Here is an 18,672-nt window from a genome sequence, read left to right on the forward strand (position 1 = left end):
ATGGAGCGCAACCCCTGCGGCTTATTTGGGTCCATGCTTAAGCCTGCCGCAATTTCCCGAGAGCCCTATGCCTTCCAACACCGCCGCCAGCGACAGCTGGCCACAGCGTTTTCGCGACAAACCCTGGTTATGGACCCTGACCGGCGTGCTTCTGGCCGTCAGTGCCGTGGTGATGGTGTGGAGCATCGTCAACGCCCTGATGCATGCCGACCGGCAACACGCCTGGTACGCCCTGCTCGGCGGTACCGGCGGCTTCGCGGCAACGGCATTGGGTGCGTTGATTGCCTTGGCGCTGCGGGAAATATCCTCGAAGGTGCAGGACGTCATGCTTGGCTTCGCCGGTGGCATGATGCTGGCGGCCAGTACGTTCTCCCTGTTGCTGCCGGGCCTGGCCGCCGCCAATACCCACACCGACAGCCCTGCGGTAGCGGCACTGGTGGTGATCCTGGGCCTGGGGCTTGGCGTCGGTCTGATGCTGGCGCTGGACAAGGTGATTCCCCACGAACATGAGAACGCCGGCAGACACGGCCCGAACGCAGAGCGGATTCACCGGGTATGGCTCTTCGTGTTGGCCATCACGTTGCACAACCTGCCCGAGGGCATGGCCATTGGCGTCAGCCTGTCCGATGGCAACCTGGCCGTCGGTATCCCGCTGACCAGCGCGATCCTGCTGCAGGATATTCCCGAAGGCCTGGCGGTGGCCATGTCGCTGCGCGCAACCGGGCTGAGCGCCGGCAAGGCAGCGTTGGTGGCAATGGGTTCCGGACTGATGGAGCCATTGGGGGCAATGGTCGGCCTGGGGCTGTCCAGCGGCTTCGCACTCTCCTATCCGATCAGCATGGGCCTGGCTGCAGGCGCCATGATCTTCGTGGTGTCCCACGAGGTGATTCCGGAAACCCACCGCAACGGGCACCAAACCCCGGCCACGCTGGGCCTGATGCTGGGCTTTGCGGTGATGATGTTCATGGACACTGCACTAGGTTGATGGCCGACTGCCCTGGATCAGCCGTTGCGCTATCTGGGGCATGACCTGTTCGCAGGGCTGCATGACTTTGATGCTCAGCAATCCATCCGCACGGGTACGGCCAAGGTTGACGGCCAACAGGCGTTTGCCTTGGCGTGACATCTCTTGGCACAGGCGAAAGCTCGAGTAGGCCATCAGCGAGGAGCCGATGATCAGCATGCCCGGCGCTGCTTCCACGGCTTTCCAGGCCGCTGCGGCGTGCGCCGGCTCGACGCCACCGCCGAAAAACACCACGTCGGGCTTGAGCATATCGCTGCCACAGCATGGGCAATGGGGCGTGCGGAAGGCTTCCAGAAAACGCGCCGCCAGTTGCGCATCGCCGTCAGGCGCGAGCACGGCATGGACATCCTGCAGATAGGGATTCTGCTCTTCCAGCAGCGACTGCACGTCATCGCGCTGCAAACGCATGCCACAGTCCAGACAGACCACGCGATGCAGGTTCCCGTGCAGTTCGACGACGTTGCGGCTGCCCGCGGCGTCGTGCAATCCGTCGACGTTTTGGGTGATCACGCCACTGATCAGCCCTTGGCTCTGCAACGCCGCCAACGCCTGATGAGCCGCGTTCGGCGACGCTTGATGGACACCACGCCAGCCCACCATGGCACGGGCCCAATAGCGTTTGCGAGTGGCAGCGCTTGCGATGAAATCCTGGTGCATGATGGGCGCATTGCCACGCCGGACGCCCTCGGTGTCGCGGTAGTCGGGAATACCGGACGCCGTACTGATGCCCGCCCCGGTCAATACCAGAAAAGGCGCCTGCGCCATGTGCTGGTACAAGGTATCGAGTTCGACCATGGCTACATGCACCTCTGGTTAGGATTCGTCACGCCCCCTGCCGTTCGCGTTCAGGCAGGCAAGGATTCAGGCTTGCACGGGCGCGACCTGGCCCAGCAGCTCATCCACCGCTTTAGCGCACTGGACGCGATAGTCCGCGTGCAACAGGCATAGCTCCGGGCTGCCTAGCAGCCGCAGCTTGGCAGCCTCCGCCACGGCCTGCAGGTCGACACCGCGCAATGCGAACTCTTCGAGCAAGGCCTGCATTGCATGCTGCCGCTGATCTGGACTGGATGTTGAAATAGACACGGTTTTTTCCATAAAGAAGTGCCCCGATGAAATGACCCTTCGCGATTCGAGCCTTGCGACAAGAACGCCCCGGTCGGTTTGAGAGGTTCCCATGACAATGACTGTCCGCTTTCGCCAAATGCTTCGCCATGGCGATGGACGGTTGCCTGACGGACGCCGGCCAGGCTTTCGCAATCGCACGCATGGCCTTGTAATCGCTTAGAATAGCCGACCCGCCCTACCCGCCGATTTCGGAGCTCTACATGATCGCAGACCCCACGAACACGCTTTGCATCTACCACGGAAACTGCGCCGATGGCTTTGGCGCAGCCTGGGTAGTGCGCAAGGCACTCGGGCCTGAAGTGGAGTTTCACGCAGCCGGCCATGGCCAGCCGGCGCCCGATGTCACCGGCCGGCGCGTATTGATCGTGGATTTTGCATACGACTACGAAACGCTCATGGCCATGGCGGCGCAGGCCTTGTCGATCCTGGTGCTCGATCACCACAAGACCGCCCAGGCCGATCTGCTCCGGGTGCCAACGGCCGGCGCCCTGGGTGAACCGGTCGAAGGCGGCAACGTGCATGCCCTGTTCGACATGGGCCGCTCGGGTGCGGGCCTGGCCTGGGATTACTTCTTCGCCGGCCAACCGCGCCCTGCCCTGATCGACCATATCGAAGACCGTGACCTGTGGCGGTTCAACCTGCCGGGTACGCGCGAGGTCCTGTCCAACCTGTTCAGCTACCCGCAGGACTTTGCCGTGTGGGATGAGCTGCTGGCAGCGCCCGTAGAAGCGCTGCTGGCCGATGGCATAGCGATCGAACGGCAGCGACAGAAAACCGTGGCCGATCTGTTGCGCTCCACCGCGCGCCGGATGACCATCGGTGGCCATGATGTGCCCGTAGCCAACATCCCCTCGCTGTTCGCCAGCGATGCCGGCAACATCATGACCCAGGGCGAGTTGTTTGCCGCCTGTTACTCCGATGGCCCCAAGGGCCGCTCCTTTTCGCTGCGCAGCACGGACGAAGGCATGGACGTGTCCGAAGTCGCCAAGCAATTCGGCGGCGGCGGCCATCGCAATGCGTCGGGCTTCCGCGTACCGTATGGCCACGAATTGACGCGTTGAGGCGCAGGTGGAATGACCACCGCCCCCCCTTTGTTTTGCTGGAGAGCGTCACATGCCGCAGGAACGACTGGATCTACTGAAACTGCCCAAGGACGTGCGAAACTCGGTCAATGGCCTGGTCCGCGCTCTGAACGCTGCGAGCACCAAAGCAGATGTAGAGCGCGAAGGCGCGCTCGAAATCGCGCTGATTCTTGGGCTCGAACAATCGCGCAAGCTCAAGCCTGCCGACATCGAAGCCCTGTACATGATTTTCGATGACGCCAAGGAAGCAAGGCTGCAAGCTCTGCAAAGCTAACTCTCAAAGCCGGACTTCACGCAGCCGCGCTGCCCTCGAAGGGCGCTTGACGCAGGCAATTGCGCCCGGCGTTCTTGGCGGCATACAGGGCCTGGTCGGCGGCCCCGATCAAGGTGTGCGCCGAAACGTAAGGCGCGATCCCCATTGCGATGCCCACGCTGATGGTCACGTGTGCGCCCTGCCCCAGCGCTGGGTGCTCGAGGCGCAGGTCCGACACCGCCGTGCACAGGTCCTGCCCCAACTGCCTGGCCTGCTGGCCGTCGGCGCCCGTCAGCAACACCAGCATTTCCTCGCCCCCGAAACGGAACGACATGGCGTTGGCTTGCGCGGACAAGCGCTTGATGGTTGCACTGATCTGCTTGAGGCAGCTGTCGCCCTGAAGGTGCCCATAGCTGTCGTTGTAAAGCTTGAAATGATCGATATCGATGAGGATCGCGGTGACACAGGTCGGCTCGGCACTCGCCGCTTGCCACACCTGGGCCATCACCTCGCCCTGATGCCGACGGTTGAACAACTGGGTCAGCGGGTCGGTGCGGGCCATCTCGGTCAATTGCACCTCGAGCAAGCGCCCGCGCAAGGCATACAGATAGCTCAAGCGGCTGCCGCGCTCCAGGAAATAGGACGCCATGAGCAGCAGCACCACCGTGGAGCCATACAGGAAAGCATTGGCGCGCCAGGTCACCGGGTCCATGAATCCGGCGATGTGGGTGGTCACCAACTGGATAACCAGCATGCAGGCCATGGCAGCCGCGGCAAAGCGCAGGGGCAGCTGCTGGATCATCGTGCAGTAGACCATCAGCAGCAGCATGCCCAGCTGATAGTGCAGGCGATAGGGACTGTCGCTGTAGATCATCACCACCAGCGGCATCAGCGAAGACAGTACCGTAGCCGTTGCAGAGACAGTCTCCAGCGCCCGGCGTGAAGTCAGGCGCTTCGCCAGCAGCAGGATAACCACGATCATCGGCGTGATCAGCAGCAGGCGCCCCATGGCTACATAGGCGAACACGTCCTTCAGGGCAAGCCAGTCGCTGATCAGAAACAGGTTGTAGATGATCGCGCCGCATATGCCTGTGGACGTCAGAAACTGCAGCCGTTGACGCTGGGTGTCGGTCTCGTAGCGCCGCTCAAGTTCACGGTCGAACGCCAGGCCACCCACGCCGCTGGCAATCGCCTGCTCGACCAGTGCCATGGTGTGCGGCTCGGGAGAATGGGCCGGTTGAGCTTGAACGGCTTGCATGGGACACCGGGATAAAGGGTTCAGAATTCTACTAGACTGCGTAATGATATCTTAGTGCCATTACTCAATGGCCCTAGTTTGGCGTTAATGGAATGAACGGTAGTAGCAGCGTATGAACGGTAGCGAATGCACGATGGAGCTTACTGCGCGGCGCCCTGAAGGTTAGGGCCAGGCGTTGAGCCTTTGCGGCGAGTCAGTCGCTTGCCCAATTGCACGCCCGGCATCTCGACGTACTTGTAGGTCAATGTCGAGACCAGCAGTACTGCCGCCAACTGCAAGACGACGATGCCGTTGTCGAGCCAGACGCTGTGGGTCGAAATGTACTTGACCATGTTGGGCATGTCATGGCCTTGCAAGGTCTCCGTCAGGTCTGTGTGCAGCACTTTCGACAGGACGATGACGGCGCTCTTGAACACAAACAGAATGGCCGCGTGGGTCAGGTAGATGGAGAACGACAAGGCCCCCAGCCAGACGAAGAAGCGGTGATGCAGCAGCCGCGAAACCACGCCGCGTTCGAGCGAAAATACCAGGATCAGGACACAGAACAGTAGGCTGGCATAAACGCCCTTGTGATCGATGTCCGATACCAGGAGGCGATAGCTGCCCAGGACCAAGGCGATCTCCAGCAGGTTGAAGTCCACGGCGTCCAGGTCCAGGTCCTTGATGCGATCGTAGAGCACGTATAGGCAGGCACCGGCGAAGAAGCACGAAACACCGCGGAAGATTTCCAGCTTCAGCCAGGATTCACCGTTCCACAGGGTGATGAATGCCGCCAGGGAAACCATTGCGAAGACCTTGACCTTGCTGGTGCGCGCCAGCACTGCCATGACGCCGAATATCAAGTACAGGTAGTACTCGATGCTGATGCTCCAGGCAGGGTAATTGAACGAGCCGGTCATGGCGCTGTTCAGCCAGGATTGCAGCAGAAGCAGATTGGGCAGGAATTCGTGCATCGAAGTGGCGCCACTGAATGCCGGCTCGTTGAAACTGAACCCTTTCTTCTCAGCCAACGAGCGCCCCAGTTCCAGTGCCAGGTAAACGCCCAACATGGTCAGGTGCAGGGGATAAAGGCGAGCCGTGCGACTGATGAAGAAATCTTTATAATCCGTCGCGTTGTTCAAACGCTGGCCGTAGGTGTGAAACAACACGAAACCACTGAGAATAAAAAAGAACTCCACGAACAAAAAGGCGTTCTTGAAAAACTCGAGCTCGGCGATGCTTTGAACCACGTACGTGTGGAACAGCACGACGGCCACAGCACAGAGGCCGCGGAAACTATCGAGCACGACGAATCTTTTCATGGTTAATCCCAGGCTGTTTTAATTGTTGCCACCCCGTGCCATACCGAAGAGGCATGGCCCGTTGCCATTACGCGTGGCAAGCTAAAGCAATTTTTCGGTAGGCACAAGCGCGATTGGTCGCCTGGTACTCGCAGCGAGGCTGGCTTGGTCACGGAAAACCGCGGGAGTAAGCCATTCCAGACAAACGACCACCAAGAAGGTTTACGGCTGTGATCGCGCTGCGTTGGAGGTGAGGAGTTCTGGACACGTGCCTTTTCTGCCGCCCAAAGAAAAACCCCGCAGACTTTAATCTGCGGGGTTCTCAATGATGGAGGCCGAGGTCGGAATCGAACCGGCGTAGGCGGATTTGCAATCCGCAGCATAACCACTTTGCTACTCGGCCCCAAAACGTGAAGCAAGAAACTGCTGCACGCAAACAAACTGGAGCGGGAAACGAGACTCGAACTCGCGACCCCGACCTTGGCAAGGTCGTGCTCTACCAACTGAGCTATTCCCGCGTCGTGTTGACGGGCGCCATTCTATCTAATCGGCGACACCCGTCAAGCCTTTGATTCAAAAATAGTTTTATTTTTTCTCAGCGGTCGTGCGCAGGTGCGGCCAGGCCGCGCGCAGGTATTGCAGCATTGACCACAAGGTCAACGCGGCGGCGACGATCAAAAGCGCGTAGCCAACAATGACCCAGAAGGTCGCAGCCTTGGGGTTGGCCAACAGAATGACCAACGCCACCATTTGCGCGGCCGTCTTCCATTTGCCCATGTTGGACACCGCCACCTGGGCCCGCGCGCCGATCTCGGCCATCCACTCGCGCAGCGCCGAGACGACGATTTCGCGGCCGATGATGATCGCTGCAGGCAGGGTCAGCCAGAAGTTGGCGTGTTCCTGTACCAACAGCACCAAAGCCACCGCCACCATGAGCTTGTCGGCCACCGGGTCGAGGAACGCGCCGAACGGCGTGCTTTGCTCCCAGCGGCGGGCCAGATAGCCATCCAGCCAGTCGGTTGCCGCCGCTATTGCGAATACGGTGCTCGCTGCCATGTAGCTCCAATGGTAGGGCAGGTAGAACAGCAATATGAAGAACGGGATCAGCAGGACGCGCAGTACGGTAAGCAGGTTAGGGATATTCATCGGCACAACTGGCTGCAAGGTGAGATGGCATTCTACTCGCTGTGCAGGTTCGCATAAATCGACTCTGCCAGCTTTTTACTGATTCCCGGCGCCTTGGCGATTTCCTCGACGCTGGCTCGGGCGATTTCCTGCAGGCCACCGAAATGCTTGAGCAGTTCACGGCGGCGCTTGGGGCCTACGCCCGCTACGCCTTCAAGGGTCGAGGTGCGTCGCGTCTTGCCACGCCGTGCACGGTGCCCGGTGATTGCAAAACGGTGGGCTTCGTCGCGGATCTGCTGGATCAGGTGCAAGGCCGGCGAATCGCCCTTGAGCGTGAACTCGTGGGCCACGTCGTTGAGGTAGAGCGTTTCGAAGCCGGCCTTGCGAGTGGTGCCCTTGGCCACGCCGAGCAGGATCAGGTCGGGAATGGCCAGTTCGTTCAACACTTCACGGGCCATGTTCAACTGACCCTTGCCGCCGTCCACCAGCAGTACGTCCGGCAGCTTGCCCTCGCCTGCCTTGATCTTGCTGAAGCGGCGCATCAACGCCTGATGCATGGCTGCGTAGTCGTCGCCAGCCGTGACACCTTCGATGTTGTAGCGGCGGTAATCCGACTTGATCGGGCCTTCCGGACCGAACACCACGCAGGACGCCACGGTGGCTTCGCCGCTGGAATGGCTGATGTCGTAGCACTCGAGCCGCTGCGGCGGCTCGTCCAGGTTCAGTACTTCGGCCAGCGCATCGAAACGCGCAGCCACGTGCTGGCGATTGGCGAGGCGTGCGCCCAGCGCCTGCTCGGCGTTGGTCACGGCCAGTTGCTGCCAGCGAGCACGGGTGCCACGTACCCGATGGCTCAGGCTCAGCTCACGCCCGCGCAAGGTATCGAGTGCGTCGAGCAACGCCTCGTGGTCTTCGGGGATGACGTTGACGATCAGCTCGCTGGGCAGGTCGCGCTCGGAACTGCCCAGGTAGTATTGCGAGAGGAACGCCGACATGACCTCGGCGACCTCCTCTTCGATACCCACCTGGGGAAAGAAATTCTTGCTGCCCAGGACCCTGCCACTGCGCACGGTGATGAGGTGCACGCAGGCGCCGCCCGGGTTGACGAAAGCTGCAATGACATCGACGTCGCCGCTGCCGCCCTCCATGCTCTGCTGGTCCTGCACGCGACGCAGCAGGCCGATCTGGTCGCGCAGCTGCGCGGCTTCCTCGAACTGCAGGTCCATTGCCGCCTTCTCCATGCTTGTGGAGAGCTCATTGGTCAGCTGGTTGCTGCGCCCTTCCAGGAACATTACCGAATGACGCACATCCTCGGCGTATTCGGGAACTTCCACCAGGCGCACGCATGGGGCCTTGCAGCGTTTGATCTGGTGCTGCAGGCAAGGCCGCGTACGATTCTTGAAGTAGCTGTCCTCGCACTGGCGCACGAAGAAGGTTTTCTGCAGCAAGCTCAGGCTTTCGCGGATCGCCCCGGCGCTCGGATACGGCCCGAAATACCGACCCTTGGCTTTCTTGGCGCCGCGATGAATGCTCAGCCGTGGAAACTCACCGTCGGACAGAAACACGTACGGGTAGGACTTATCGTCACGCAGCAGAATGTTGTAGGGCGGCCGCCATTCCTTGATCAGGGTCTGCTCGAGCAGCAGTGCCTCGGTCTCGTTGGCAGTGATGGTGGTTTCGATCTGCTGGATCTTGCCCACCAGGGCGGCGGTCTTGGGCGCCTGGCCAGTCTTGCGAAAATAACTGGCCAGGCGCTTCTTGAGGTTCTTGGCCTTGCCCACATACAGCAGGCGCATGGCGTCGTCGAACATCCGGTACACGCCCGGACGTCCGCTGCAGGTGGCAAGAAAGGCACTGGGGTCGAATGGAGCGGTCATGGTCAAAGGTTGGTGTCTACCATGCCATGCCGGACCGCCAGCAAGGTCAACTCCACGTCGCTGGTCACCGAGAGCTTCTCGAAGATCCGGTAGCGGTAGGTGTTGACCGTTTTGGGCGACAGGCACAGCTTATCGGAGATGATCTGGACTTTCTGGCAGCCGACGATCATCAAGGCAATCTGGATTTCCCGCTCGGACAATAAGTCGAACGGCGAATGGCTGGTCTGTGGCTGAAATGACTTCAGCGCCAGCTGTTGGGCAATCTGAGGGCTGATGTAGCGCTGACCGGCAAACACCAGGCGAATCGCCTGGACCATTTCCGCCAGCCCTGCGCCCTTGGTCAGGTACCCCGCCGCGCCGGCTTGCAGCAGGCGCGTGGGGAATGGATCTTCCTCGCAGACGGTCACGGCTACCACCTTGATGTCCGGGTGGCTGCGCAACAGTTTGCGCGTGGCTTCCAGACCACCGATGCCGGGCATCTTGACGTCCATCAGGACCACGTCAGGCTTGAGATCGCGGGCATACTGCAGCGCCCCTTCGCCCGACTCCGCCTGGCCCACGACCTGCAAGTCGTCGATATCGGCGAGCATGCGGGTGATACCGGTACGGACAAGGTCGTGATCGTCGACTACCAGAACCCGAATCAAACGGACACCTCGTAATAGTGGTCTCGGGGAATGCCACCACATTAGCAAACAATGCCGCCTTGGACCTAGCTCAAAGCGTCATGAATATGGCGTTGTACGTCGGCGCAAACGATTCGACTCTAGTTCTTGCCTGCTAGCGGCTTTCGCTGGACTCGGGGTCGAGTGGAATAGTTTGCGGCCATCTCGGCCATGCTGTTGGCCAGATTGCTCAATGCGGCCTGACCAGATGTAGGAAGTATCCGATATGTCTCTAGGACTTTTTCCTCCCCGCCGCTCAGGGCCTGTTCCGCAAGCGGAGTACGGCGGCCGAGTACCACATAGAGAACGTCGACGCCTATCGTCGAAACGGCCGCCAAGTAGTCAGCCCTGGGGGATCTTTCGCCATTTTCGTACTTGCCTTGAGCGTTGGGTTCGACGCCGCCTACTTGGCCAAACTCTCGTTGCGTGAGCTCCAGACGCTCGCGCTCTTCCCTTAGCCGGGGACCGATTCCAGTCATTTGAATGTATAATCCTTTATCGAAACACCCGAAACGGTGCGAAACAAAACTACTTTGAATCATCTAAAACGGACTTGAACTATGCATGGTATACGGACTGCCGCACAAGCCAGGGCCTGGCTCGATCAGCAAGGGAAATCGGTACAAGAGTTTGCGCGTGAGCATGGCGTGGACGCCGCCACCACCTATCAGGTGCTGGCGGGACGCAAGAAAGGACGGCGCGGCGAGGCGCACAAGGTTGCCGTGCTGCTGGGCATGAAACAGGGCACCATCACCGCGCCCCCGGAGCACGGCCAGCGCTGAGCGAAGCCTGCGGCTGTAATACCGTCAACGGCCGAGAGCGGACAGGACATGCTCCATGCGCAGGAAGCTGTCCTGCTCGCCCACCACTTCGAAACCATGGCGGCTGTAGAGGCGCTGCGCGGGATTGTCCTTGAACACCATCAGCCGTATTCGCGGCAAGCGCTCGCTACGTGCTTGCAGCGCCACTTGCTCGAGCACCCACTGCCCCACGCCTTGGCCGCGATGCGCTGGCAGCAGATGCAACTCGCGGATGAACAAGGCATGGGCATCCCTGGAGAGGCTGATATAGCCCAGCGGCAGCGTATCACGGCAGATCATTCGGTTGTCGCGCCAGTGCCAGGCCTGGTCGAAACCGGCGTCCAGCCACAGCAGGTCGTGCCGGGCGTAGTAAGGCAACATTGCCTGCCGAGTGAGGTCCCGGGCAAAGCGCAGATCCAGGTCGGCTGCCGGCCGCAGGTGCAATGTCATAAGATCGTGGTCATCGAATCGTCTCCACCTCAACAATGGGCTTGAATCCTTCACCACGGCTGAAGTAAGCTCCAGCCATCTATCGGAGACGCTCAATGTCGCACAACACTTTCAGCCCTGCATCCTTGCCTGCGACCTGCGCAGCAATGACGGCTGTGTGTGCACCGGTAAACTTCTATTTTGGGTATTGGTTTAGCCACTGGCGCGCCTGATACCCATCTCGGCGCCCATTTCGTAGGGGTCGCCTGACAGAGAATTCTCAACCCCCGGTCGGCTCCCCGACCGGGGGTTTTTGCTTTTCAGGGTTTCACGCTTTACCGCACATGATTTTTTTACCGGCACTTTCGCCACGAATCGAGGAACGCTTCATGAACAGCTTCACTTATTACCGTTTCGACACTTGCGACTTCTGGCGATTTAGCAACCTCCGCTCGGGCCAGCCTGCCGCCTCCGACCGGTCGTTCATGGGTGGCATGACCCTCAATCCAGATTCCCCGACGCCTTGTCGAACACCTCGATAGGACAGCGCAAGCGGGCAACCACCCCCGCCGCTGTCCAGGACCTTGATCATGAACAACAGCCTGACCGCTCTGCACCGCACCACCCTCGTCCAGCCTCGCGCAGTGAAGGACGCCGCCAACACATCGGCAAGCCACCGCCTGCCCAGCCATTTCGCTCTCAAGCAGCAACTGCCCGTACCCGACCATTTGGCCGCACAGGTACACAGCCATCGCCAGGCCATCCGCGCGATCCTCGAAGGACGCGATCCACGCTTGTTGGTCGTGGTCGGCCCCTGCTCCCTGCACGACCCCAAATCCGCGCTCGAATACGCACGCAACCTGAGCCAGTTGGCGCAAGAGCTTGAGGGCGAGATGCTGCTGGTGATGCGCGCCTACGTGGAAAAACCACGTACCACCGTGGGTTGGAAAGGCCTGGCGTATGACCCGTACCTGGACGGCACCGATGACATGGCAGGTGGCCTGACGCTGTGCCGCGACCTGATGCGCGAAATGCTGAGCCTGGGCCTGCCGCTGGCCAGCGAAGTGCTGCAACCCATGGCCTCGGGCTATTTCGACGATCTGTTGAGCTGGGTGGCCATTGGTGCACGGACGACCGAATCGCAGATCCATCGCGAACTGGCCAGCGGGCTCGGCATACCGGTCGGCTTCAAGAACGGTACCGACGGCGGCGTCGGCGTGGCCTGCGATGCCATGCGCAGCGCGGCCCACGCTCATCGCCATTTCGGTGTCGATCCGCAGGGGCATCCGGCGATGATCGACACGACCGGCAACCCAGACACTCACCTGGTGTTGCGTGGCGGGCACCGGGGCCCCAACTACGACCGGCAGAGCGTTGCCCAGGTGCACCACGACCTGGCCAAGGCAGGCGTCAAGGCGCGGATCATGGTCGACTGCAGCCATGCCAACAGCGGCAAGGACCCTTTGCGTCAGCCGGCAGTGTTCGACGACGTGCTGCAACAGCGCCTGGACGGTGATCGTTCGCTGGTGGCAGTCATGTTGGAAAGCCACTTGCAGGAAGGCAGCCAGCCGATCAGCGGGCACATGCGCTATGGCGTATCGGTCACCGATGGCTGCCTGGGCTGGGCGGCAACCGAGCAGTTGCTGCGCCAGGGCGCCGGACGCCTGCGCGGCGCTGCCGAAGTTTGACGCGCCACCGCCTGCGTCCGAGTGCGCCGACCTGAACCCAGATCGGCGCGCGAACGGCCCGCCAAGGCAACCAAACGGATACGGTCGAGTCCAACCTGCACGCTTCGAACCTCTGCCCGCCTCGAATATTGGAGAACACCATGAAACTCGTCCCCTACGCTGGCCTTGTGCTGTGCCTGGCGCTGCTGCAAGGCTGCTTCGACAGCGCCGACAAGAGCACCACCAAAGGCAACAACGACGGCACACCGTCCTCGGTACAGATGCAGAAGCCGGATCAATCCAAGGATAAATAAGCGCCAGCGCCTGCCCTGCGCAGTGCTTTCGTGAAATGATGGGGGCTTTCCCGTTCGTGCTTCCCGCGCACAAGGACTGGCGCCCTCATGCCATTGCAACTCGCTGCTTCCAAACGAAGATTTTCGCGTCGACTGCTGCCCTGGCTGGCCGCTGCGGTTCCGCTCGTCTGCGGCGTGCTGATCCTGGGCTGGGAGGCCGATCGCTCGCTGAACCTGGCGGCCAAGCGCACCAGTCAATTGGCGATGGAACAGTTCGAGCTCATCCTCGATAACGTGGCGGCGGCTGCCGATACAGTGCTGCCATTGGCCGGACAACCTTGTACCCAAGTGCAACCGGCGCTGTTGGATCAGGTGACCCGCCGGCCCTTCGTGCGTTCGGTGAACCTGATCCAGGCAGATACCCTGTATTGCAGTTCACTTTCGGGTGAGGTGAGCGAGGTGGTCGACCCGCGCGATTACGTCGATGGCCAACTGTGGCTGCTGGCCGGCAACCCGGTGACGCCAGACCGGGGCCTATTGATCTATCGCAAGGTCCGTGACCAAGGCAGCGTGCTGAGCACGGTCGACGGCTATCACCTCTCCAATGCCTTGCGGATGATGGGCTCGGCCCAGGCGATCACGCTGCAGGTGGGTCCGAACTGGATCGAGGCCAATGGCAAGGTCCACCCAGGCGCCCCACCGGCTGCTGCCGTGGCCTACACGCAACTGAAGTCCGCGCGCTACCCGTTCAGTGTCGCCAGTGGGTTTGCAGCCGGAGCGCGCTGGAGCCTGATGGCTGAGCAATACACCGGGATGTTCGGCTTGTTGCTGCTGATATCGGCGGTTGCGGGTGGGCTCTGCCATTGGGCGATGGGCCGTTCCGGGTCACGCTATCAGGAACTGCAGCGCGCTCTGGATGCGGAAGAGTTCGTGCCCTTCTATCAGCCCGTGGTACTCAGCCAGGGCGGCGGCTGGGCCGGCGTCGAGGTGCTGATGCGCTGGCAGCATCCGCGCGAGGGCCTGGTGCGTCCGGACCTGTTCATTCCCTACGCCGAGGACTGCGGGCTGATCGTGCCCATGACCCGGCTGTTGATGAAGCGCACCGCACAGCAACTGGGCGCATGCCTGGATCGGCTGCCGAACGGCTTCCACGTCGGCGTCAACATCACCGCGCGACATTGCCAGGACCCTGCCCTGTTCGATGACTGCAAGGCGTTCCTCGACGCATTCCCGCCAGGCCGGATCGCCTTGACCCTGGAGTTGACCGAGCGCGAGCTGATCCAGCCGTGCGCCGAAATCCACGGGCTGTTCGACCGTCTGCGCGGGCTTGGCGTGAGCATCGCCATCGACGATTTCGGGACCGGGCAGTCGAGCCTGAGCTACTTGCAGCAATTCAAGGTCGATTTCCTCAAGATCGATCAGAGCTTCGTCGCCATGATCGGCGTCAATACGCTTTCGCGGCATGTGCTGGACAGCATCATCGAGCTGTCGGCCAAGCTGGAACTGCAAGTGGTGGCCGAAGGCGTGGAAACCGAGGAGCAACGTGCCTACCTCGCCGCGCGCAACGTGAAGTACCTGCAGGGTTATCTGTTCGCCAGGCCCATGCCGGCGGTGGATTTCGAGCAGGCACTGTTGCGGCTCTGAGAGCACCGGTTCCAAACGCCAGTTGTACCCTGCCCGCCTGCCTGAGATCATTGTCGGCTCAGTCAGGTTTTTCTGCGTTTCGAGGCTCCCTTGTCCAAAGGCATCATCACATCCGTCACGGCGTCCACCCTGTTCGCCGTGATGTATTTCTATACCTCGCTGTTGGCGCCCTTGAGCGGCGAAGAGATGTTCGGCTGGCGCATGCTGCTGACCTTGCCCTGCGTGACCCTGTTCATGTGGCTCAGCCGCGATCTGCATCTGGTTGGCAGGGTCTGGCGCGCCATCGCCCAGCGCCCGGCGCTGCTGCTCGGCTCGATCGGTACCTCGGCACTGATGGGCGTGCAGCTGTGGCTGTTCCTCTGGGCACCGCTGCACGGGCGCAGCCTGGAAGTGTCGTTGGGGTATTTCCTGCTGCCGCTGACCATGGTGCTGACCGGTCGGCTGGTGTATGGCGAACAGCTTTCGCATCTGCAGAAGCTGGCGGTGTTCTGCGCCGCGTGTGGTGTAGGCCACGAGCTGTTTCAGCATGGCCGCTTTGCCTGGGAAACATTGCTGGTGGCGGCCGGCTACCCGGTGTATTTCGTGCTGCGCCGCGCCTGCCGCAACGATCACCTGGGCGGGCTGTGGACGGACATGTGCCTGATGCTGCCTGCTGCGCTGCTGTTCATCGTCCAAGGGCAACTGTCGTCGGCCGACATGGACGCGCGACCGCTGCTGTACGTGTTGATCCCGGTGCTGGGGGTGATCAGCGCCTCGGCATTAATCTGCTACGTGATGGCCAGCCGCTTGCTGCCGTTCAGCCTGTTCGGGCTGCTCAGCTACGTGGAGCCGGTGTTGTTGGTGGGTGTGGCATTGTTGCTGGGCGAGAGCATCGCGCCAGACCAGTGGCTGACCTACTTGCCGATCTGGCTGGCGGTGCTGGTGTTGATGTTCGAGGGGGCCAAGCATCTGGCCCGCTCGCGTCGCGCGGTGTGATACCGGGCTAGACGTCTACCGACTGCTTGCGCAGGAGCACCTGCTTGACCCGACGTTCCTCGACGGCGAGCACGGTCAGGCTCCAGTGCTCCCATTGCAACGTGTCGCCTTGCTTGGGCAGGCGGTCGAGCAGGCTCATGACCATGCCTGCCAGGGTCTGGTAGTCGTTGGTCGGCGGCGCATCGAAACCGATACGCGTCTGGATCTGCCTGAGGTCCAGCGCTGCGCTGACGCGGTAGCCATCTTCCTGCTCGACGATGTCCGGCGCCTGCACTTCACTGGCATCGGGCAATTCACCGGCAATCGATTCGAGAATGTCGGTCATCGTCAGGATGCCGATGAATCCGCCGAACTCGTTGACCACGAACGCGATGTGCGTGGACTGCGCGCGCATCTGTTCCAGGGCGTTGAGAATGCTGAAGCTCTCGAGCAGGTTGATGGGCTGCCGAGCCAGGCTGGCCAGGTCCGGTGTTTCACCGGCCAGCAGTTGCTTGAGCAGCTCTTTCTTGTGGACGAAACCCAGCGGCTCGTCGACTTGACCCTGCGCGATCAATGGCAGGCGCGAGTAGGACGACTGCATCAGCACCTGCTCGGTGATGTCCCGCGACGCGTCGAGGTCCAGGCAGTCGACCTGGGCACGCACGGTCATGATGCTGCGGATCGGCTTTTCGGCCAGGTTCAGTACCCCGCTGATCATCACCCGCTCGCGTCGGTCGAACAGCGCTTCGCTCGGTTCCTCCCCTACCAGGTCTTCGATTTCCTCGTCCATGGCTTCGCTGGGCTGACGGCGGCCGCCGAGCAGGCGCAACACGGCGTGGGCGGTGCGCTCGCGCATTGGTCGGTCTTGATGCTTGTGCTTGCGGCGGGCCCGCGCGATCTGGTTGAACACCTCGATCAGGATCGAGAAGCCGATGGCGGCGTACAGGTAGCCCTTGGGGATGTGGAAGCCCAGACCTTCGGCGGTCAGCGCGAAGCCGATCATCATCAGGAAGCCCAGACACAGCATGATCACGGTCGGGTGGCTGTTGACGAAGCGCGTCAGCGGCTTGCTGGCGACGATCATCAGGCCGATGGAGAAGATCACCGCGATCATCATGATCGACAGCTCGTCGACCATGCCCACGGCAGTGATCACCGCATCCAGCGAGAACACCGCGTCGAGCACGACGATCTGCGCGACGATCGGCCAGAACAGCGCGTAGGTCTTCACGCCGGTGTGCTGCGCGACATGCCCTTCGAGCCGTTCGTGCAATTCCATGGTGGCCTTGAACAGCAGGAAGACACCGCCGAACAGCATGATCAGGTCGCGCCCGGAGAAGGTCTTGCCGAACACTTCGAACAGCGGCTCGGTCAGGGTCACCATCCAGGAAATGCTGGCCAGCAGGCCCAAGCGCATGATCAGCGCCAGGGACAGGCCGATCACCCGCGCGCGGTCGCGCTGATGGGGCGGCAGCTTGTCGGCGAGAATCGCGATGAACACCAGGTTGTCGATGCCCAGAACCAGCTCCAGGACGATCAGGGTCGCCAGGCCGAGCCAGGCCGTGGGGTCGGCTAGCCATTCCATGGAAGGTTACTCGTCAGGCAGGGGAAGGATGTTGCGTGGAGCGCGGGACTGTAAGGTTCCGGTAGGGGGGGCAGGTTCATGGAGGTCTTGAGTAGTTTCGGAATCTGATCCTACCGTTGCTAGAACAAATTCCTACAGCGGGAAAGTATTTCAAAGATTGTATAAACGTGCCGTCCTCGACCTAGTCGCCGTCGTGCCTGTATCGACAAGATCGATAGCAAGCTTAGTAACTTCCTGAAAATCAAGCACTTCGAGCGCTGTTCATCATTCACACTGATAGTTACCTTCGAACCATTCGATTCGTCGATTGTCGCGCCCGCGCCGCATCATCCGCCCCATCGTTAATGCTCCCTTAACTCACTTGGCGGATCTGCACATGCACCAGTCACTCACTCCGTTGCGTTTTCCGTTGGCGGCCCTCGCGCTGATGGTGATCAGCGCCTGCGGCAAAACGCCAGACGTTGCCCAGGCGCCGCCCGCTCCAAAAGTTACCGTGGCGCAGGTGCTGGAACAGCCGGTCAATGAATGGGATGAGTTCACCGGACGGCTGGAAGCACCGGAAACCGTGGAGATTCGCCCACGCGTGTCGGGCCAGATTGACCAGGTAGCCTTCACCGAGGGCGCCCTGGTGAACAAGGGCGACCTGCTGTTCCAGATCGATCCGCGGCCGTTCCAGGCCGAAGTACGGCGCCTGGAAGCGCAGCTGCAACAGGCCCGCGCCAATTCCGTGCGCAGCGATAACGAGGCGCAGCGTGGCCAGCGCCTGCAGGCGAGCAACGCTATCTCCGCCGAGCTGGCCGAGACCCGCAGCAGCGCCGCCCAGGAATCGCGCGCCGCGCTGGCTGGTATCCAGGCGCAACTGGACCTGGCCCGGCTGAACCTGAGTTTCACCCGCGTGACGGCGCCGATCGCCGGCCGCGTCAGCCGCGCCGAGATCACCGCAGGCAATATCGTCACCGCCGACGTGACGCCGCTCACCAGCGTGGTCTCCACCGACAAGGTGTACGCCTACTTCGATGCCGACGAGCGGGTGTACCTCAAGTACACCCAACTGGCCCGGCAAGGCCAGCGTGGCCAGACCACCCCGGTCTACCTGGGCCTCTCCAACGAGCCTGGCAACCCGCACCTGGGGCACATGAACTTCGTCGACAACCAGGTCAACCCCAAGACCGGCACCATCCGAGGTCGCGCGGTGTTCGACAATAAAGACGGCAGTTTCACCCCTGGTCTTTACGCTCGCCTGAAGCTGGTGGGCAGCGCCACCTACTCGGCCGTGCTGATCAAGGACGAAGCGGTCGGCACCGACCTGGGCAAGAAATTCGTGCTGGTGATGGACCCGGACAACAAGGCCGCCTACCGCAGCATCGAGCTGGGGCCCAAATTGGAAGGCCTGCGCATCGTGCGCAGCGGCCTGAACAAGGGTGACCGCATCGTCATCAATGGCCTGCAGCGCGTCCGGCCCGGTGCCCAGGTCGATCCCGAGGTTGCCCAGATGGCCAGCCCCGCGACCCTCGCCGCCCTGGCCGAACAGCGCCAGGCCCTGGAAGCCAGCAACACGCCCGCAACGCCGGTCAAGGTTGCCAGCGTTTCGACTCCACGCGGTTAAGAGAT

At 61.6% G+C, this 18,672-nt stretch carries 19 protein-coding genes and 2 tRNA genes; 9 read left to right on the plus strand and 12 right to left on the minus strand.

Annotated features, from left to right (window positions below):
* Nucleotides 1-67: 67 nt before the first annotated feature.
* Nucleotides 68-985, plus strand: a complete 918-nt coding sequence (locus LT40_RS12170; RefSeq protein WP_043190424.1) for a ZIP family metal transporter — start codon at nt 68-70, stop codon at nt 983-985.
* Here LT40_RS12170 and LT40_RS12175 read toward each other — a convergent pair.
* Together LT40_RS12175 and LT40_RS12180 are read right to left on the minus strand one after the other, a co-directional pair.
* Nucleotides 977-1,819, minus strand: a complete 843-nt coding sequence (locus LT40_RS12175) for an NAD-dependent protein deacetylase (RefSeq protein WP_043190427.1) — start codon at nt 1,817-1,819, stop codon at nt 977-979. The genes LT40_RS12170 and LT40_RS12175 overlap by 9 nt on opposite strands.
* Nucleotides 1,820-1,885: 66 nt before the next feature.
* Nucleotides 1,886-2,107, minus strand: a complete 222-nt coding sequence (locus LT40_RS12180) for a hypothetical protein (RefSeq protein WP_148308558.1) — start codon at nt 2,105-2,107, stop codon at nt 1,886-1,888.
* A 242-nt stretch (nt 2,108-2,349) separates the two neighbouring features.
* Between LT40_RS12180 and LT40_RS12185 the strand changes: the two genes are divergently transcribed.
* A complete protein-coding gene (locus LT40_RS12185; protein ID WP_043190433.1) occupies nt 2,350-3,210 on the plus strand; it encodes a DHH family phosphoesterase in 861 nt (286 codons plus the stop codon).
* A gap of 52 nt (nt 3,211-3,262) precedes the next feature.
* Nucleotides 3,263-3,505, plus strand: a complete 243-nt coding sequence (locus LT40_RS12190) for a hypothetical protein (RefSeq protein ID WP_043190436.1) — start codon at nt 3,263-3,265, stop codon at nt 3,503-3,505.
* 16 nt (nt 3,506-3,521) lie between these two features.
* On the opposite strand, the gene LT40_RS12195 is transcribed toward LT40_RS12190, so the two are convergent.
* The 8 genes from LT40_RS12195 to LT40_RS12230 form a co-directional block, all read right to left on the minus strand.
* Nucleotides 3,522-4,742 (minus strand): GGDEF domain-containing protein, encoded by a 1,221-nt coding sequence (locus LT40_RS12195; protein ID WP_052393417.1) that lies wholly within the window; start codon nt 4,740-4,742, stop codon nt 3,522-3,524.
* A gap of 140 nt (nt 4,743-4,882) precedes the next feature.
* Nucleotides 4,883-6,043 (minus strand): acyltransferase family protein, encoded by a 1,161-nt coding sequence (locus LT40_RS12200; protein ID WP_043190441.1) that lies wholly within the window; start codon nt 6,041-6,043, stop codon nt 4,883-4,885.
* A 308-nt stretch (nt 6,044-6,351) separates the two neighbouring features.
* A tRNA-Cys gene (locus LT40_RS12205) sits at nt 6,352-6,425 on the minus strand.
* A 39-nt stretch (nt 6,426-6,464) separates the two neighbouring features.
* Nucleotides 6,465-6,540, minus strand: a tRNA-Gly gene (locus LT40_RS12210).
* 67 nt (nt 6,541-6,607) lie between these two features.
* On the minus strand, nt 6,608-7,168 hold the full coding sequence (pgsA, locus tag LT40_RS12215; protein WP_043190446.1) for a CDP-diacylglycerol--glycerol-3-phosphate 3-phosphatidyltransferase: 561 nt from the start codon (nt 7,166-7,168) through the stop codon (nt 6,608-6,610).
* A 32-nt stretch (nt 7,169-7,200) separates the two neighbouring features.
* Nucleotides 7,201-9,024 carry an excinuclease ABC subunit UvrC gene (gene uvrC, locus LT40_RS12220; RefSeq protein ID WP_043190449.1) on the minus strand — a complete coding sequence of 608 codons (1,824 nt, stop codon included), beginning with the start codon at nt 9,022-9,024 and terminating at the stop codon, nt 7,201-7,203.
* A 2-nt stretch (nt 9,025-9,026) separates the two neighbouring features.
* A complete protein-coding gene (gene gacA, locus LT40_RS12225; RefSeq protein ID WP_043190454.1) occupies nt 9,027-9,671 on the minus strand; it encodes a response regulator transcription factor GacA in 645 nt (214 codons plus the stop codon).
* 119 nt (nt 9,672-9,790) lie between these two features.
* Nucleotides 9,791-10,168 (minus strand): helix-turn-helix domain-containing protein, encoded by a 378-nt coding sequence (locus tag LT40_RS12230; protein ID WP_043190459.1) that lies wholly within the window; start codon nt 10,166-10,168, stop codon nt 9,791-9,793.
* Nucleotides 10,169-10,249: 81 nt separating this feature from the next.
* Between LT40_RS12230 and LT40_RS12235 the strand changes: the two genes are divergently transcribed.
* On the plus strand, nt 10,250-10,471 hold the full coding sequence (locus LT40_RS12235) for a DNA-binding protein (protein WP_043190462.1): 222 nt from the start codon (nt 10,250-10,252) through the stop codon (nt 10,469-10,471).
* 24 nt (nt 10,472-10,495) lie between these two features.
* On the opposite strand, the gene LT40_RS12240 is transcribed toward LT40_RS12235, so the two are convergent.
* Nucleotides 10,496-10,939: a GNAT family N-acetyltransferase gene (locus tag LT40_RS12240; RefSeq protein ID WP_043190466.1), complete on the minus strand. Its 444-nt coding sequence runs from the start codon at nt 10,937-10,939 to the stop codon at nt 10,496-10,498.
* A 569-nt stretch (nt 10,940-11,508) separates the two neighbouring features.
* Here LT40_RS12240 and LT40_RS12245 point away from each other — a divergent pair.
* The 4 genes from LT40_RS12245 (at nt 11,509) to rarD (ending at nt 15,497) form a co-directional block, all read left to right on the plus strand.
* Entirely contained in the window at nt 11,509-12,606 is a 1,098-nt protein-coding gene (locus LT40_RS12245; protein ID WP_043190470.1) for a 3-deoxy-7-phosphoheptulonate synthase, read from the plus strand.
* A 140-nt stretch (nt 12,607-12,746) separates the two neighbouring features.
* Nucleotides 12,747-12,899 carry a hypothetical protein gene (locus LT40_RS21755; protein ID WP_167335527.1) on the plus strand — a complete coding sequence of 51 codons (153 nt, stop codon included), beginning with the start codon at nt 12,747-12,749 and terminating at the stop codon, nt 12,897-12,899.
* Nucleotides 12,900-12,986: 87 nt separating this feature from the next.
* Nucleotides 12,987-14,522 (plus strand): EAL domain-containing protein, encoded by a 1,536-nt coding sequence (locus LT40_RS12250; RefSeq protein ID WP_043190473.1) that lies wholly within the window; start codon nt 12,987-12,989, stop codon nt 14,520-14,522.
* A 90-nt stretch (nt 14,523-14,612) separates the two neighbouring features.
* The gene (gene rarD, locus LT40_RS12255; RefSeq protein WP_043190476.1) at nt 14,613-15,497 is read left to right on the plus strand and encodes an EamA family transporter RarD; all 885 of its coding nucleotides are present in this window, start codon (nt 14,613-14,615) and stop codon (nt 15,495-15,497) included.
* Between the two features lie 7 nt (nt 15,498-15,504).
* Here rarD and LT40_RS12260 read toward each other — a convergent pair whose 3' ends face one another.
* Nucleotides 15,505-17,061, minus strand: coding sequence for a TerC family protein (locus LT40_RS12260; protein WP_043190478.1), 1,557 nt, complete (start codon nt 17,059-17,061; stop codon nt 15,505-15,507).
* Between the two features lie 376 nt (nt 17,062-17,437).
* Between LT40_RS12260 and mexE the strand changes: the two genes are divergently transcribed.
* Nucleotides 17,438-18,667 (plus strand): multidrug efflux RND transporter periplasmic adaptor subunit MexE, encoded by a 1,230-nt coding sequence (gene mexE / locus LT40_RS12265; protein WP_043190481.1) that lies wholly within the window; start codon nt 17,438-17,440, stop codon nt 18,665-18,667.
* The last annotated feature ends 5 nt before the right edge of the window (nt 18,668-18,672 follow it).

The organism is Pseudomonas rhizosphaerae (genome assembly GCF_000761155.1).
In the GTDB taxonomy this organism is placed as follows: Bacteria; Pseudomonadota; Gammaproteobacteria; order Pseudomonadales; family Pseudomonadaceae; genus Aquipseudomonas; species Aquipseudomonas rhizosphaerae.